Source organism: Microbacterium trichothecenolyticum, assembly GCF_000956465.1.
Classification (GTDB): Bacteria; Actinomycetota; Actinomycetes; order Actinomycetales; family Microbacteriaceae; genus Microbacterium; species Microbacterium trichothecenolyticum.
In genome coordinates this window covers 1-15,083 of record NZ_JYJA01000020.1, presented here as the reverse complement: position 1 = coordinate 15,083, position 15,083 = coordinate 1, and the positions used below count along the sequence as shown (strand labels likewise).

13 protein-coding genes are annotated in these 15,083 nt (G+C 71.1%); 9 read left to right on the top strand and 4 right to left on the bottom strand.

The features are described 5' to 3' along the window. Positions 1 to 29 precede the first annotated feature (29 nt). The 5 genes from RS82_RS01705 to ccsB are packed head-to-tail and all read left to right on the top strand — an operon-like array spanning position 30 to position 5,016. Positions 30 to 659, top strand: coding sequence for a histidine phosphatase family protein (locus tag RS82_RS01705; protein WP_045296493.1), 630 nt, complete (start codon positions 30 to 32; stop codon positions 657 to 659). Further along, entirely contained in the window at positions 656 to 1,306 is a 651-nt protein-coding gene (locus RS82_RS01700; protein ID WP_045296492.1) for a TlpA family protein disulfide reductase, read from the top strand. Before RS82_RS01705 ends, RS82_RS01700 begins: the two co-directional genes overlap by 4 nt. Next, positions 1,303 to 2,187 carry a cytochrome c biogenesis CcdA family protein gene (locus RS82_RS01695; protein ID WP_045296491.1) on the top strand — a complete coding sequence of 295 codons (885 nt, stop codon included), beginning with the start codon at positions 1,303 to 1,305 and terminating at the stop codon, positions 2,185 to 2,187. Before RS82_RS01700 ends, RS82_RS01695 begins: the two co-directional genes overlap by 4 nt. 16 nt (positions 2,188 to 2,203) lie before the next feature. Then, positions 2,204 to 3,934 carry a cytochrome c biogenesis protein ResB gene (gene resB / locus RS82_RS01690; RefSeq protein WP_342666928.1) on the top strand — a complete coding sequence of 577 codons (1,731 nt, stop codon included), beginning with the start codon at positions 2,204 to 2,206 and terminating at the stop codon, positions 3,932 to 3,934. A gap of 5 nt (positions 3,935 to 3,939) precedes the next feature. Further along, a complete protein-coding gene (ccsB, locus tag RS82_RS01685) occupies positions 3,940 to 5,016 on the top strand; it encodes a c-type cytochrome biogenesis protein CcsB (RefSeq protein WP_045296489.1) in 1,077 nt (358 codons plus the stop codon). 54 nt (positions 5,017 to 5,070) lie between these two features. On the opposite strand, the gene RS82_RS01680 is transcribed toward ccsB, so the two are convergent. From RS82_RS01680 to RS82_RS01670, 3 genes are all read right to left on the bottom strand, one after another. After that, positions 5,071 to 5,565 carry a nitroreductase/quinone reductase family protein gene (locus RS82_RS01680; protein ID WP_045296488.1) on the bottom strand — a complete coding sequence of 165 codons (495 nt, stop codon included), beginning with the start codon at positions 5,563 to 5,565 and terminating at the stop codon, positions 5,071 to 5,073. A 132-nt stretch (positions 5,566 to 5,697) separates the two neighbouring features. Next, positions 5,698 to 7,770 carry a YhgE/Pip domain-containing protein gene (locus RS82_RS01675; RefSeq protein ID WP_211255841.1) on the bottom strand — a complete coding sequence of 691 codons (2,073 nt, stop codon included), beginning with the start codon at positions 7,768 to 7,770 and terminating at the stop codon, positions 5,698 to 5,700. Further along, entirely contained in the window at positions 7,767 to 10,661 is a 2,895-nt protein-coding gene (locus tag RS82_RS01670) for an MMPL family transporter (protein WP_045296487.1), read from the bottom strand. The genes RS82_RS01675 and RS82_RS01670 overlap by 4 nt, the downstream gene beginning before the upstream one ends. Positions 10,662 to 10,796: 135 nt before the next feature. On the opposite strand from RS82_RS01670, the gene RS82_RS01665 reads away from it, so the two are divergent. Further along, positions 10,797 to 11,435, top strand: coding sequence for a TetR/AcrR family transcriptional regulator (locus tag RS82_RS01665; RefSeq protein WP_045296486.1), 639 nt, complete (start codon positions 10,797 to 10,799; stop codon positions 11,433 to 11,435). Between the two features lie 89 nt (positions 11,436 to 11,524). Here RS82_RS01665 and RS82_RS01660 read toward each other — a convergent pair whose 3' ends face one another. Continuing rightward, on the bottom strand, positions 11,525 to 12,526 hold the full coding sequence (locus RS82_RS01660; protein ID WP_045296485.1) for an o-succinylbenzoate synthase: 1,002 nt from the start codon (positions 12,524 to 12,526) through the stop codon (positions 11,525 to 11,527). A gap of 290 nt (positions 12,527 to 12,816) precedes the next feature. On the opposite strand from RS82_RS01660, the gene RS82_RS01655 reads away from it, so the two are divergent. The 3 genes from RS82_RS01655 (at position 12,817) to RS82_RS01645 (ending at position 15,028) form a co-directional block, all read left to right on the top strand. Then, positions 12,817 to 13,152 (top strand): PadR family transcriptional regulator, encoded by a 336-nt coding sequence (locus tag RS82_RS01655; RefSeq protein ID WP_045296484.1) that lies wholly within the window; start codon positions 12,817 to 12,819, stop codon positions 13,150 to 13,152. Between the two features lies 1 nt (position 13,153). Further along, complete coding sequence (locus tag RS82_RS01650) at positions 13,154 to 14,128, top strand: permease prefix domain 1-containing protein (protein ID WP_045296483.1); 975 nt, start codon at positions 13,154 to 13,156, stop codon at positions 14,126 to 14,128. A gap of 102 nt (positions 14,129 to 14,230) precedes the next feature. Further along, on the top strand, positions 14,231 to 15,028 hold the full coding sequence (locus RS82_RS01645) for an LLM class F420-dependent oxidoreductase (protein ID WP_045296482.1): 798 nt from the start codon (positions 14,231 to 14,233) through the stop codon (positions 15,026 to 15,028). Positions 15,029 to 15,083 lie beyond the last annotated feature (55 nt).

The following is a 15,083-nucleotide window of genomic DNA, read 5'->3' as shown; positions in this document are numbered from 1 at the left end:
CACAGAGGACCCCCACGTAGACTGGGCCGGTGCCCGCCGCTCGCCTTCATCTCGTGCGCCACGGGGAGGTCCACAATCCTGCCCGCGTGCTCTACGGGCGACTCCCCGGATACCGGCTGAGCGCCGACGGCCGTCACATGGCCCGGCAGGCCGCCGAGTACATCAAGTCGCTCGACCGTCCCGTGTCGGCGCTCGTGTGCTCGCCGCTGGAGCGCACGCAGGAGTCGGCCGAGCCCTTCACCGAGATCTTCGGCCTCCAGCCCCTCCTCGACGAGCGCGTGATCGAGCCGACCAACGTCTTCGAGGGCAAGCGCATGGCGCGGGCACTCGTCAATCCCTGGAACTGGCGACACCTCCGCAAGCCGGCGCTGCCGAGCTGGGGCGAGCCGTATGCGGACGTCGTGGGCCGTATGAACTCGGCGATGACGCACGCATGGGATGCTGCGGACTCGGGCGACGTCGTCATCGTGTCGCACCAGCTCCCGATCTGGATCACCCACCTCGCGGTCGCCGGGCTCCCGCTCCGGCACGACCCCCGCGCGCGACGTTGCGCGCTGTCGAGCGTGACGAGCTTCGAGATGGTCGACGGCAAATGGACCGAGACCGCCTACGCCGAACCGGCGTCGACGGCCGGCGCAGTGGATGTGGGGGCGGTATGACTCAGCGGGTCGTTGAGCGAGCGCGCGAGTCGAAGCGCCCCGCGCGCGGCGCGCGACTGCGGGCGGCGGCATCCGCTCTCCTCGTCGTCGGGCTGATCTCCGGTCTCGCCGCGTGCACGAGCGACCCCCTCGCCGAGCAGTACCGCTCGGGCGACAACAAGGGCTTCGTCGCGGCCGACGGCTTCCGCGTCGTCGAGATCCCGGCCGCCGATCGCACCGAACCGGTCGAGTTCGAGGGCGTGCTCGACACCGGCGGCACGACCTCGAGCGCCGACTACGCGGGCGACGTGCTCGTCGTGAACTTCTGGTACGCCGGCTGCGCGCCGTGCCGCGTCGAGGCCCCGGAGCTGGCCGCGGTCGACGCGGAGTTCCAGGGCCAGGGCGTCTCGTTCCTCGGGGTGAACCTGTACGACGGCGCCGCGGCGTCCCAGGCGTTCGCCGAGAAGTACGGCGTGGCGTACCCCAGCGCCCTGGCGACCGAGGACGGCTCGATCAAGCTCGCGTTCGCGGGGGAGACCCCGCTCAACGCGGTGCCCGTCACGATCGTGCTCGACAAGCACGGCCGCGTCGCCGCCCGCCTTGTCGGTCAGATCGAAGAGGCATCGATCCTCGAGACCATCGTGCGCGACGCCCTGGAGGAGTCGTGAACATCGGCGCCCTCGTCGCCGACGGGTCACTCCTGATCGCGATCCCGATCGCGATCCTCGCCGGCGCCATCTCCTTCCTGTCGCCCTGCGTGCTGCCGCTCGTTCCGGGGTACCTCGGCTTCATCGGCGGCGCGGTCTCGCCGCGACCCGCGCCGGTTCCCGTGGGAACGGATGCTGCGGCCCAGGGCATCTCGGACAGTCGGCGCGTGTCGACTCCGCGTTTCGACTCGCAAGCGCGCTCGACGACCGCGCCCCTCGCTCGCTCGACGACCGCGAAGGCCGGTCGGGACGGTGACGCGCCCGCCCGCGGGCGCCTCATGCTGGGCGTGCTCCTGTTCATCGCCGGGTTCACCGTGGTCTTCGTCAGCATGGCGATGCTCGGCGGCACACTCGGGCGCTTCCTGCTCGAGTACCAGGACCTCATCACCCGCGTCCTCGGTGTCGTCATCATCGCGATGGGGCTCGTCTTCATCGGGTGGTTCGGCCTCGCTCAGCGCATCGCGCGGCCCCAGGTGAGAGGCAACCTCGGACTCATCGGCGCACCGCTCCTCGGCGTCGCGCTCGGCATCGGCTGGGCGCCGTGCATCGGCCCGACCCTCGCCGTGATCCTCACGATGGCGTTCGACTCCGGCTCGGCCGCCCGCGCGGCGCTCCTGGGTGTGGCGTACTCGCTGGGGCTCGGCATCCCCTTTCTGCTCCTCACGCTGGGATTCAGGTGGGCGACGCGCTCGGTGTCGTTCGTGCGGCGCCACATCCGCGTCGTCAACCTCATCGGCGGCGCGGTGCTCATCGTGCTGGGCCTGCTCATGGTGACCGGCGTCTGGACCGCCGTGATGGCCCAGCTCCAGGGGGTGTTCGCCAGTGTCCCGGCCCCGCTCTGATGCTCCGGAAGGCTCTGTGACCGACGACGTGACCGACCCGCTGAGGCCCTCCGATCACGCCGACTCCCCGGCACCCGATGCTTCGACAGGCGGAGCAGCCGGCGGGGGCGCGCTCGGCGTCGTCGGGTGGCTGCGCTGGGGCTGGCGTCAGCTCACGTCGATGCGCACCGCGCTCGTGCTCCTGCTGCTGCTCGCGATCGCCGCCGTGCCCGGCTCGCTCGTGCCGCAGCGCAGCGCCGACCCCAACGGCGTGCGCCAGTACTTCGTCGACAACGCGGATCTCGCGCCGGTGCTCGACAAACTGAGCCTGTTCGACGTGTACACGTCGCCGTGGTTCTCGGCGATCTACATCCTGCTGTTCGTCTCGCTCGTGGGCTGCGTCATCCCGCGCACCAAGCACCACTACAAGGCGATGCGCGCGCAGCCGCCGCGCACGCCCGCCCGACTGGCTCGCCTGGACGCGCACCGCTCCGAGATCCTCGAGTTCCAGGACGACACGGATGCCGCGGCCGCCGCCGCGACCGCGATCGAGGCGGCGCAGCAGCAGCTGCGCAAGGCCGGGTACCGTGTCGCCCGCTACGACGGCGCGACGTCGCTGTCGGTGTCCGCGGAGCGCGGGTACCTTCGCGAGACCGGCAACCTGGTGTTCCACGCCGCGCTGGTCGGCGTGCTGCTCGCGGTCGGCATCGGCGGCGGATTCACCTATACCGGGCAGACGGTCATCATCGAGGGCCGCACCTGGGTGAACACGATGCTCGACTACACGTCGTTCAATCCCGGCCGGTTCGTCGACGAGGACGCCCTCCAGCCCTACGCGCTGACGCTCGACGAGTTCTCGCTCTCCTACGTCACCCCCGGTGCGAAGGGCGCGGGGCAGGCCGGCGACTTCGTCGCGCACCTGACGACGCAGTTCCCCGACGCCGATGCCGAGGCGGGTGAGGTGCGCGTCAACCACCCGCTGCAGATCGCCGGCGACAAGGTGTACCTGATGGGCAACGGCTATGCACCGACCATCACCATCCGAAACAGCGACGGTGACGTGGTCTTCTCGGAGTCCGTCCCGTTCCTGCCGCAGGACAACAACATGACCTCGCAGGGCGTCGTGAAGGTGCCGGACGGCCTCCGTGAGCAGGTGGGCCTCGTGGGCTTCTTCTATCCCACCGCGCAGGAGCTCACGAACGGCGCCTACACCTCGGTGTACGGCGACCTCGAGTACCCGATGCTCACCTTCTGGGTCTACGCCGGCGACCTCGGCATCGACGGCGGCGTGCCCAAGTCGGTGTACACGCTCGACCCGAGCGAGATGACCCAGCTCGCCGGAGGCGATTCGGGCACTGACTCGCTCGAGCTGAAGCCCGGCGACACCGTCGACCTTCCGGACGGCCTCGGCACGATCACCTTCGAGAACGAGACACCGGAGGCGGCCGGCTTCCAGGACTCGGTCAAGCGGTACGTGTCGCTCTCGATCCATCGCGACGCCGCGGCGACGTGGGTGCTGGTGTTCGCCGTGCTCGCGACGGCCGGCCTGCTCGCCGCGCTCTTCGTGCCGCGTCGCCGCATGTGGGTCAAGGCGACGCGTCAGGGCCACACCGTGCACCTCGAATACGCCGGTCTTGCGCGCGGCGAGGACCCTGCGCTCGACGGCGCGCTCGAGCAGTTCGCCCAGCGCCACCTCGCCTCGCTCGCCGACCCCGCTCCCGCTGGCGAGCCCCCCACGAAGCCCGAATCCACCCCCGACGTAGACTGAGGACCATGCCCGACGCCTCCCCCCTCACCCTCGACTCGGTCTCGGTGCTGCTGGTCTGGACGGCCATCGCGATCTACGCCCTCGCGTTCATCGCGTACGCGGTCGACCTGGCCCGTCGCGGTGCCGTCGCCGTGGACGCGAAGGATGCCGCGGCCAAGATCGCGCGCGAGCGCGAACTCGTCGCCGCCGGCGGCGCCGGCGGCGGCTCGCGTGTCGGGATCATCGAGCAGATGCGCGCGCAGGAGACGGCGTCCGAAGAGGCGCTCAACGCCCCGGTCGGCAAGCGCGCGCGACTCGTGTGGGCCCGCATCGGCACGTCGCTGACGGTGCTCGGCTTCCTCTTCCACCTCGGCGGCGACGTCACCCGCGGCATCGCGGCGGGGCGCGTGCCGTGGTCGAACATGTACGAGTTCGCCCTCACCGGCACGCTGCTGATCGTCGCGGTGTACCTCGGCGTGCTCTTCCGGTACGACCTGCGATTCCTCGGCACCTTCATCACGGGCCTGGTGGTGGTGCTGCTGGGTGGCACGGCCATCTGGTTCTACACCGACATCGTGCCCCTCATGGACCCGCTGAAGTCGGTGTGGCTCGTCATCCACGTCTTCGTCGCCTCCCTCGCGACGGCGCTGTTCGCCCTCGCCTTCGGCCTCTCGGTGCTGCAGCTCATGCAGGCCCGGCGCGAGACGAGGATCGCGGCTCTCGCGAAGGCGGAGGGCGGGGCATCCGGCACCGCGAAGACCGGACCGGGCTTCCTCAAGACGCTCCCGAGCGCCGAGGCGCTCGAGTCGCTGGCCTACCGCTTCGCGATCCTCGGCTTCATCTTCTGGACCTTCACGCTCATCGCCGGCTCCATCTGGGCCAACGACGCGTGGGGCCGCTACTGGGGCTTCGACACCAAGGAAGTCTGGACCTTCGTGATCTGGGTCCTCTACGCCGGGTATATCCACGCACGGGCCACGCGCGGCTGGCGCGGCTCGCGCTCGGCGTGGCTGTCGATCATCGGCTTCACCGCGGTGATCTTCAACTTCACGATCGTCAACATGTTCTTCAAGGGCCTCCACGCCTACTCCGGCCTGAACTGAAGCCGGCGAGCATCCGTCGCGGTGCAGGCCCGAGCCGACCGCGTTCCTCGTCCGTCACGCCGGAGCGAGCACCACGACCGGGGTCTCGCGGCTGCGCAGCGCCGCGTAGGCGTCCAGGTCCGCGTCGCCCTCGAGGGTGCGCCACACGGCCCACAACCGCTCGCGCTCCGCACCCGTCGCCTCGTGGGCGAGCACCGCGCGCGTGCCGTCGGGAAGGTTGACGGATGCCGCGGGCCGGGCCTTGAGGTTCAGCCACCACGCCGGCGGCGGATCGCCCCACCCGTTCATCGCGAGGGTGACGAGATCGGGGCCGTCCTCGAAGTACCCGACGATCGCGACGCGCGGGCTGCCCGACCGGCGTCCGACGGTGTGCAGGCGCATCATCCCGTAGACGGTGGGGGACGGATGCCGCAGCCCCACGCGTCCGCCGGTCACCCGGTACAGCCCGCGATGAACGACCCACGCGGTGCGGATGAACCAGCGCGGCGGGATCCGGGCGGGGTCGTGCGGCTGCCCGGTCGGACGCGGAGCGGACCCTGGAGCGTTCATGCCTCCGATCCTGACGCGCCACCTTCGCGGGGGCAATCGGCCGATCGGCCGGGATCTCGGGCCGATCGGCCGAGGCGCCGGAACGCGACGGAGCCCCGCCCGCGAGGCGGCCGGGCTCCGTCGACGCGCGGGTCAGGCGGTGACGGGGGCCGCCTTCAGCAGCGCTCTCGCCGACGTGCTGCGCCGGCGCGCCACCGCGAGGATCGTGGCGCCGAGGCCGAGCACGGTCCACACCACCAGGCCGGCGATCGCGGCGCCGAGTCCCGACGCCGAGGTGAGGGCGGCGAGCATCCCGTTGTAGGCGGGCCCGGTGGGCAGCAGGGCCGCGACGCTCGAGAGCACACCGGGCACCGTCGAGACGACGCCGGTCGCGACGGCGAACACGCCGATCAGTGCGGCGATCCATCGCCCGGCACCGCCGAACACGGCGATCAGGGCCTGGTTCACCGCGGCGAACGCGATGCCGGCGACGACCGCCACCAGGGCGAACACCCACCAGTCCGCCCACGCGTACGACGCGGCGAGCTGCACGACGCCGGCCACGAGCATGCCCTGCACGGCGCCGAGCGCCGCCGCCGGGGCGAACGAGCGCAGCGCGAGCAGCGCCGAGGGCTGGCGCGACGTGAGCGCGCGACGCGAGACGGCCTGCAACGCGACGAAGGTGCCGAGTCCGCCGAACCACAGTGCGAGGGTCGCGAGAAGCGGGATCGCGGAGGCGCCGAACAGCGACGTGCCCACGCCCTCCGCTTCCACGGGGTTCGCCACCACGGTGGCGAGGTCGGTGGCTTGGTCGTCGGTGTACGACGGGAGGGAATCGGATGCCGTGGCCAGTCCGCTCGCGAGCTCACCGGTGCCGTCCGCGAGCTGGGCCACGCCGTCGGCGAGGCTCGTGGCGCCGTCGGCGGCCTGGGTCGCGCCCGAGGCGAGCTGCGATGCGCCGTCGGAGAGGCCGTCCGCTCCGCTCTGGATGCCGGTCACGCCGGTCGCCAGCTGCCCCGCGCCCGCCGCTGACTGGTCGATGCCGCCGGCGAGCTGGGTGAGGCCGCCCGCCAGCGTGCCGACGCCGGTGCCGATGGTGCGGAACTGCGTTGCGAACTCTGCCGTCGCTTTCTTGTTGAACTGGTCGAGCACGTACACCGCGGTGCCGGCATCCGTCGCGGCGGTGCCCGCCTGCCCGGCGGCCGCGAGTGTTCCGGCCGCCGCGTTCGCCAGGCGGATGCAGAAGCCCGAATCGGACGGCGTGCACTCTGCCGAGAGCTGCTGCAGCGCCGCCGCCTGTTTCCCGATGTCGGTTGCTGTCGTGACGGTGCTTGCAGCCGCGACGTCGAGGTAATCCGACACGGTGGTGGGAACGACCCCGGTCTGCTCAAGGGTCGAAGCCCCGGCGTTCACGCCGTCGGCGATCTGCTGCGCACCAGCTGAGGCTTCACGCGTCTTGCTCGCGATCGTGGTCAGCCCGGACTGCAGCGAGGTCGCCCCGCCCGCGATCTGTCCGGCGCCACTGGCGAGCTGCGAGGCCCCGCTTGCCAGCTGCTCGTTGCCGTCGGCGATCTGCGAGATGCCGTCGGGCAGCTGAGCCGCGCCGTCGGCGGCCTGGGTCGCGCCGTCGGCGAGCTGCTGCGCACCGTCGGCGGCGGTGCCGAGCTGGTCGCCCAGCGTTGTGAACCCGAGGAAGACGTTCTCGAGGTACACGGTCGACAGCTGCGTGCCCATGGTCGAGGCGGCGGCGGAGGCGACCTGCGCCGTGATGGCGTCGTCCACGATGAGGCTGTCGGGAGGCGTCGTCACCTCGATCGTGGCCTGCTCCGGCGTCTCGCCCGGGCGGGTCGACAGGGCGGCGGCCGTGAAGTTCTCGGGGATCGTGATGACGGCGGCGTAGGTGCCGTCGGCGAGGCCAGCGGCCGCGTCATCCGCGTTCGAGAGCGTCCAGGTGAGGTTGCTGTCGAGCTCGTCCGAGCCCTCGACGAGCCCGGCGGTGAGCTGGCGGCCGAGCGGCACCAGCTGCCCGTCGACGGTGACCGGCTCGTCCTCGTTCACGACGGCGGCGGTCAGGTTGTCGAGCCGCTCCACGGGGTTGTACAGCGCGGCCACCAGGATGCCGCCGATGACGACGGGCAGCAGCAGCACGCCGATCAGCGTCAGCCACGTGACGGGCCGGGTCGAGCGCGCGCGCTCGACGGCCGTGGTGATCCAGTTCGGGGTCATGCGTTCACCTCTGCGGTGGGGGTGGTCTGAGCGGTGGCGGAGCGCAGCGTGATCGAGGTCACGTCGGGGCGGTGCGCGTCCGCGAGGAGGGCGAGAGCCGCGCTCTCGGTGCGGCCGGTCACGACGAGCGTCAGCCGCTTGTCGCTCGCCGCGAGCGCCGCAGCGGCGTCGCGCAGCAGCGCGGCGGCCTGGTCGCGCTCCGCGTGATCGAGCGCGTCGACGCCTTCGATCACGACGAGGCTCGCCTTCCCGGTGAGGGCGCGGCGCAGCGCCGGCACGCGGTCGTCGGCGTCGGCGAGGAGCGCGAGCCCGACGTGCGCACGCACCCAGGCCCCGCGCTCGGGGAGCAGATGGCCGGCGACGCGCAGGCGTCCGTCGGTCGGGGCCAGTCGCGCCGCGATCGTGAGCGCGAAGGCCCGCGCCGCGCGGGGGTCGCCCGTCGCGATGAGCGTGCCGCCGGGCTCCGCACGGAAGGCGGCGTCGTCGAACAGCACGACTTCGCCGGCCGAGCCGCCCGCGTCCGCGCGCACGGCGACGCCGTCGCCGACGACCACGGCCGTCGTGTCGGGCTCCGGCCAGTCGGCGAGCGAAAGCTCGCGCTCGACGGCCTCGCCCTCGATGTCGAAGTGGGGGAGGATCCGCTCGAGCCAGCGCGGCATCCACCACGCCTTGTCGCCGAGCAGCGCCATGACGGCCGGCACGAGCGTCATGCGCACGAGGAACGCGTCGACGGCGATGCCGACGGCGAGGCCCAGCGCGATCGGCTTGATCGAGGAGTCCCCCTCGGGCACGAAGGCCGCGAAGACGGCGAACATGATGACCGCGGCGGCGGTGACCACGCGCGCCGAGGCCGTGAAGCCCGAGCGCACGGCGCCGACTGCGAGATCGCGGCCGCCGCGCGTCGCGTGACCGCCGGCGGCGCGGCGGGCGTGCACGTAGTCCTCGCGCATGCGGCTGACGAGGAAGACCTCGTAGTCCATCGCCAGGCCGAACAGCACGCCCATCAGGATGATCGGCATGAAGCTGATCACGGGGCCCGTACGGTCCACATGCAGCAGTTCCGCGCCCCAGCCCCACTCGAACACGGCTGCGACGACGCCGAACGCGGCCATCACCGACAGCAGGTAGCCGAGGGCGGCCTTGATCGGCACCCAGATCGAGCGGAACACGATCATGAGGAGCACGAGCGACAGGCCCACGACGAACACGCCGAACGGCAGCAGGGCGGCGCCCAGGCGGTCCGAGATGTCGATGCCGACGGCGGTGAATCCCGTCACCTTGAGGTCGACGCCGTACTCGTCCTCGAGCTCCGGGGCGAGCGCGCGCAGGTCGCGCACGAGCTGGGCGGTGGCCGGGTCGTCGGGCGCGGTCTCGGGCACGATCTGGATCAGCCCGGTGTCGGCGGTCTCGTTCGGCGTCGCGAGCGCGACCTCCTTCACGCCCGGCACCTTCTCGATCTCGGCCTTGAGGTCGGCCATGAGTCCGAGCGGATCCGTCGACGTCACGATCGTCCCGGTCATGATGAGCGGGCCGTTCGACCCCGGCCCGAAGTGCTCGGCCGTGAGGTCGTACGCCTGACGCGCCTGGCTCGACTCCGGCTGCTGGCCGGCATTCGGCAGGGCGAGCGCGAGGCTCGCCGCCGGCATCGCCATGACGCCGAGCGTGAGCACGACGGCGATGGTGGTGACGATCGGGTGCTTGGTCACCAGCATGACCCAGCGGTTGGTCCGCTTGGTCGGCGTGTGGGAGGGGAGGGGCGCGTCGACGACGTCGTTCGGCTCGACGCCGGCGTCCGAAGTCCGGGCCTCTTGCGCCGCCGAGCGGCGGGCACCGGGCAGAGGCATCCCCCGCCGCTTCCTGCCGTGGCCCCAGCCGGCGACGCGGTGCTTCGCGAAGCCGAGGAGCGCGGGCGTGAGAGTGAGGGCGACGACGACGGCGATCGCGACGGCGACCGCCGCGGCGATGCCCATCGTGGTGAGGAAGGGGATGCCGGCGAAGCCGAGGCCGATGAGGGCGATGAGCACCGTGATGCCGGCGAAGACGACCGCGGAACCGGCCGTGCCTGTCGCGCGGGCGGCGGACTCCTCGGGCTCGACCCCGGCGCGCACCTGATCCTGATGTCGCGCCACGATGAAGAGGGCGTAGTCGATCCCGACCGCGAGTCCTAGCATGATCGCGAGCATCGGGGTCGTCGACGACACCGATACGAACGCGGTGGCGACGAAGATGAGCGCGATCGCGAGGCCCACGCCGATGAGCGCGGACACGAGCGGGAACCACGCCACCGCGAACGAGCGGAATGTGACGATGAGGACGAACAGCGCGATGAGCACGCCGACCGCCTCGATGAGGGACAGGGCAGGCACCGAAGTGGAGAAGAGGTCGCCGCCCATGGCGACCTGCGAGCCCTCGGGAAGCGTCTCGCGCAGATCGTCGGCGACCTGTTCGAGGCCCTCCTTCGTCTCGTCGGACACGTCGGTCGACTGGCCGTCGAACTGCAGGCGGATGATCGCGGCGGACTCGTCGTCCGACACCATGCCCGTCACCATCTCGTTGAAGGGGTCGGTCACGGCGATGACCCCGTCGAGATCTTCGAGGTGCGCGACCGTGTCGCCGATGGCGCCGGTGTACGGCTCCTCGTCGATCCGGTCGCCGTCGGCCGTCACGATGACGAGCTGGGCGCTCGTGCCGCTCGCCTGGGGGAAGCTGCGATCGAGCAGCTGGATGCCCTCCTGCGCCTCCGTGCCGGGGATCGAGAAGGAGTTGTCGGTGCCGCCCAGGTGCGGGATCGCGAACCCGAGGGCGATGCCGAGCAGCATGAGCCACGAGACCAGCACCCGCCAGGGGTGGCGGTAGGTCCAACGGCCGAGCGCATACAGAAGAGTCGACAACAGCGCCTCCGGTTACGGGTGGAGAGTTCGGGAACCGTCGATACAGCGCTGTATCGGATACATGAGTGTATCGTAGGGCGGACGTGTCGCCCCAACCTGAGTAGTGCGTGTGAGACTGGACGAGATGGAGGACCGATGACCGACACCCCCGTGGCCGAAGCGACCGGCACCTCACGTCGCCGGGAGGCGACCCGGCAGAAGCTGCTGGATGCCGCCGCCCTGGTCTTCGCGGAAGTCGGCCTGGATGCGGCATCCGTCGAAGCGATCTGCGAGCGCGCAGGCTTCACGCGCGGCGCGTTCTACTCCAACTTCGAGACCAAGGACGAGCTCATGCTCGCCCTGACCGAGCGGGTCGCCGGCGAGAAGATCGACGAGGTCGCCGAGCGCGTCGCCCAGCTGCAGGAGCGCGGCGAGGATCTCGAGCCCGGTGCCCTCGTGCGCCAGCTGCTCGACGTGGCGTTCGACAAGAAGCAGGGCATCCTGCTCACGAGCGAGATCCGCACGCGTGCGATGCGCGACCAGCGGCTCGCCGAGACCTACATCGCGTGGCAGACCGGCATGGTCGAGCGCGTCGGCTCGTTCATCGAGGAGCTCGCGCTCACGTATCGCTTCAGGCTGCGCCTGTCGCCGCAGGAGTTCGCGGGCCTCATCCTGCAGACCTGGGAGGACACGTCGGCCTTCGCGGTCATGACCGGCCTGAGCGTGCCCGAGATGCACCAGTTGGTCAACGAGCGCACCGCGCGCGTGGCCACCGCCCTCGTCGACCCCCTCTGACCCCCGGCAGTCGCGCTCCTCCCGGTCGTTGAGCGAGCTTGCGAGTCGAAACGCCGCGAGCCCTCCGCAGGCGGTGAGTCCCGCAGGCATCACCCCGCGGTGCGCAGCACCTCATAGCAGCGGGCGAGCCGGTCGAGCCACCACCGGCGGCGGTCCGCGGATGCCGCGTGCGCGGCGAGCAGCGCCGGGTCGGGCGTGACGCGCCCGACGGCGAGCATCCCGCCGCGCGGCGCGAGCGGCGGATCGACGACGTCCGCCGTGAACAGCGACGCCGTGCCGAGTCCGCAGTCGTAGTCGAGCTCGGGGAGGGCTGCGGCCAGCGCGACGCCCATCGACAGCCCGACGGACGTGTCGAGCGCGCTCGACACGATCGCGGGAAGGCCGGCTTCCTGGACGATCTCGAGCGCTCGCCGCACGCCGCCGAGCGGCTGCGCCTTGATCACGAGCAGGTCGGCGGCTCCGGCCCGGGCGACCGCCACCGGATCGGCCGCCTTGCGCACGCTCTCGTCGGCGGCGATCGGGATGCCCATGTACTTCACGCGCCGACGCAGCTCAGCGAGCTCCTCGACGCTCGCGCACGGCTGCTCGGCGTACTCGAGGTCGAACTCGGCGAGCGCGTGGATCGCGTGCTCGGCCTCGTCGACGTTCCAGGCGCCGTTGGCGTCGACGCGGATGCGCCCCTCCGGCCCCATGGCCTCGCGCACGGCGCGCACGCGCGCCACGTCGTCCGGGAGCACCTGACCGGGCTCCGCCACCTTGACCTTCGCCGTGCGGCAGCCGTCGAACCGCGCCAGTACGGACGGGACGGATGCTGCCGCCACCGCCGGCACGGTGGCGTTGACGCCGATGCGCTCGCGAAGGGCGGCGGGCCGCGGCATCCGTGAATCCTCGATGGCGGCAGCCAGCCACGTGGAGGCTTCCGCGTCGTCGTACTCGGCGAACGGCGAGAACTCGGCCCAGCCCTCTGGGCCATGGAAGAGAAGGGCCTCGCGCACGTCGATGCCGCGGAACCGCGTCGCGAGTGGCAGTGCGACGACGTGCGCGGTGTCGAGGATCTCGGCGAGCGGGGGGAGCGGGGCAGACGTGGTCACGTGCTCAGTCTGCCCCGTCGCGGTCAGAATCCGCTGCCGGCCTGGAAGCGGTGACTCCTTGCTTCTGCGTGCCCGATCACGCGGGCATCGACGTACGAGGAGGAGTGCGCATTCCTGTACTCCTCATGGCTCACGGGCTTTCCGAGGAGTGCCCACTTCAGGCGCATCCAACGACTCGGCTTCTCGGACATGGGGGCCTCCCGTCCCGCGGTGCCCCCAGCATCCCAGTTCGGATCGGAACTATAAAGTGCCGTTGACGATAGTGTGTGACGCACAGTATGGTGTGAGGCATGAGCGAAACCGAGATCCTCGAGACGCATCTGCAGGAGCTGCGGCGCGGCACGACCGTGCTCGCGTGCCTGCGGCTCCTCGAGACGCCGGGGTACGGGTACGGGCTGCTCGAGGAGCTCGGCAAGCGCGGCTTCCCCACCGACGCGAACACGCTGTACCCGCTGCTGCGGCGCCTCGAGAAGCAGGGGTATCTCACGAGCGAGTGGAACACCGACGAATCCCGTCCCCGCAAGTTCTACCGCACCAGCGACGCCGGCCTCCGTCTGGCCGGCGCCCTCACCGACGACTTCCGCGCGATCGCCGTCGCGATCGACGCCCTCCCCCAGGAGAAGTGACATGACCACCACCGCCACCCTCACCGATCGCTACGTCGACGCAGCGATGCGCACGGTGCCCGAGGCGCAGCGCGCCGACCTCGCGGCCGAGCTGCGTGCGTCGATCGACGACCAGGTCGAAGCCCGCCTCGAGCAGGGCGAGCCGCGCGACACGGCCGAACGCGCCGTGCTCACCGAGCTCGGCGACCCCGACAAGCTCGCCGCGGGGTACACGGATCGCCCGCTGTGGCTCGTCGGCCCGCGCTACTTCCTCGACTGGTGGCGGCTGCTGAAGCTGCTGCTGTACATCGTGCCCGCGTGCGCAGCCTTCGGCGTCTCGCTCGCGATGGTGCTCGACGGTGCCACGTTCGGCGAGATCATCGGCGCGCTCGTGCCGCTGCTGCTCTCGGTGGTCGTGCACCTCGCGTTCTGGACCACGCTGGTCTTCGTCATCCTCGAGCGCACCGGTCACCAGCCGATGACCGGCCAGCCCTGGACGCCCGACCAGCTCCCCGAACCGCGCCAGAAGGGCGTCGGCCTCGGCGACATGATCACCTCGCTGGCGTTCCTCGGAATCATGGCCGGGGTCGTGCTGTGGGACCTGTTCATCGGCTTCGTGCCCACGGAGCCCGGTCTATCGTTCCTCGACCCGGGGCTCTGGCCCTGGTGGATCCTGGCGCTGTTCGCCGTGATGGCCCTCGAAGCCGTGCTCGCGGTCGTCGTCTACGCGATCGGACGCTGGACTGTCGGACTCGCGGTGGCCAACGGCATCCTGAATCTCGTCATCGCGGTGCCCGCGCTGTGGCTGCTGTTCGAAGGGCGCCTCATCAACCCGGCGTACTTCCCGACGATCATCCCCGGCGACGGCGCCGAGGTCGGCGAGATCATCTCGATCATCGTCGGCTTCGTCATCGCGGGCGTCGCGATCTGGGACACGGTGGATGCCGCACTCAAGGCTGCGCGTGCGCGGCGGGGGTCGTCACGCGTCCTCAGCTGAGGACCTGGCCCGAGATGCGGACCGAACCCCGGGGGCGGTCCGCATCTCGGCGCATTCCCTCGAACGAGGACCGCCCCCTTCGGGCGGCCGTACGCTTTCCCCATGCCCCTCCTCGATACTCCCGTGCGCCTCGGCGTGCAGCTGCAGCCCCAGCACGCGCCCTACTCCTCCTTCCGCGACGCCGTCCTGCGGCTGGAGGAGATGGGCGTCGACATCCTCTTCAACTGGGACCACTTCTTCCCGCTCAGCGGTGACCCCGACGGCCTCCACTTCGAGTCGTGGACGATGCTCGCCGCATGGGCGGAGCAGACCGAGCGGGTCGAGTTCGGCGCCCTCGTCAACTGCAACAGCTACCGCAACCCCGACCTGCAGGCCGACATGGCCCGCACGATCGACCACATCTCGGCGAAGGACGGCGTCGGCCGCTTCATCTTCGCCACCGGTTCGGGCTGGTTCGCCCGCGACTACGAGGAGTACGGCTACGAGTTCGGCACCGCCGGGTCGCGCCTCGACGACCTCGCCGCCGGGCTCGAGCGGATCGAGGCGCGCTGGCAGAAGCTCAACCCGGCCCCGACCCGCGACATCCCGGTCATGATCGGCGGCGCAGGCGAGCAGAAGACCCTGCGCCTGGTCGCCCGGCACGCCGACATCTGGCACAGCTACGTGCGTGGGACCGATCTGTCCCACAAGCTCGAGGTGATCGAGCGGTGGGCCGATCGCGAGCAGCGCGACACCTCCAACCTCGTCATCTCGAACGAGCTGCACCAGCGCGACGAGGCCCACGCCGACGGCCTCTACGACGCCGGCGTGCGCCTGTTCACGATCGGATTCCAGGGCCCCGACTGGGACTACGACCTCATCCGCTCGTGGCTGCGCTGGCGCGACACCAAGAACGCCTGACCCCTCCCGCCGTTCCTCGCTCATTCCGCGAGAATCCATCTGGGCGACGAGACCC

What these genes read in the sequence shown, in the direction of transcription:
- RS82_RS01700 (WP_045296492.1), top strand. Translation starts at nt 656, where the DNA reads ATGACTCAGCGGGTCGTTGAGCGAGCGCGCGAGTCGAAGCGCCCCGCG.
- ccsB (WP_045296489.1), top strand. Translation starts at nt 3,940, where the DNA reads ATGCCCGACGCCTCCCCCCTCACCCTCGACTCGGTCTCGGTGCTGCTG.
- RS82_RS01680 (WP_045296488.1), bottom strand. Translation starts at nt 5,565, where the DNA reads ATGAACGCTCCAGGGTCCGCTCCGCGTCCGACCGGGCAGCCGCACGAC.
- RS82_RS01675 (WP_211255841.1), bottom strand. Translation starts at nt 7,770, where the DNA reads ATGACCCCGAACTGGATCACCACGGCCGTCGAGCGCGCGCGCTCGACC.
- RS82_RS01665 (WP_045296486.1), top strand. Translation starts at nt 10,797, where the DNA reads ATGACCGACACCCCCGTGGCCGAAGCGACCGGCACCTCACGTCGCCGG.
- RS82_RS01655 (WP_045296484.1), top strand. Translation starts at nt 12,817, where the DNA reads ATGAGCGAAACCGAGATCCTCGAGACGCATCTGCAGGAGCTGCGGCGC.
- RS82_RS01650 (WP_045296483.1), top strand. Translation starts at nt 13,154, where the DNA reads ATGACCACCACCGCCACCCTCACCGATCGCTACGTCGACGCAGCGATG.
- RS82_RS01645 (WP_045296482.1), top strand. Translation starts at nt 14,231, where the DNA reads ATGCCCCTCCTCGATACTCCCGTGCGCCTCGGCGTGCAGCTGCAGCCC.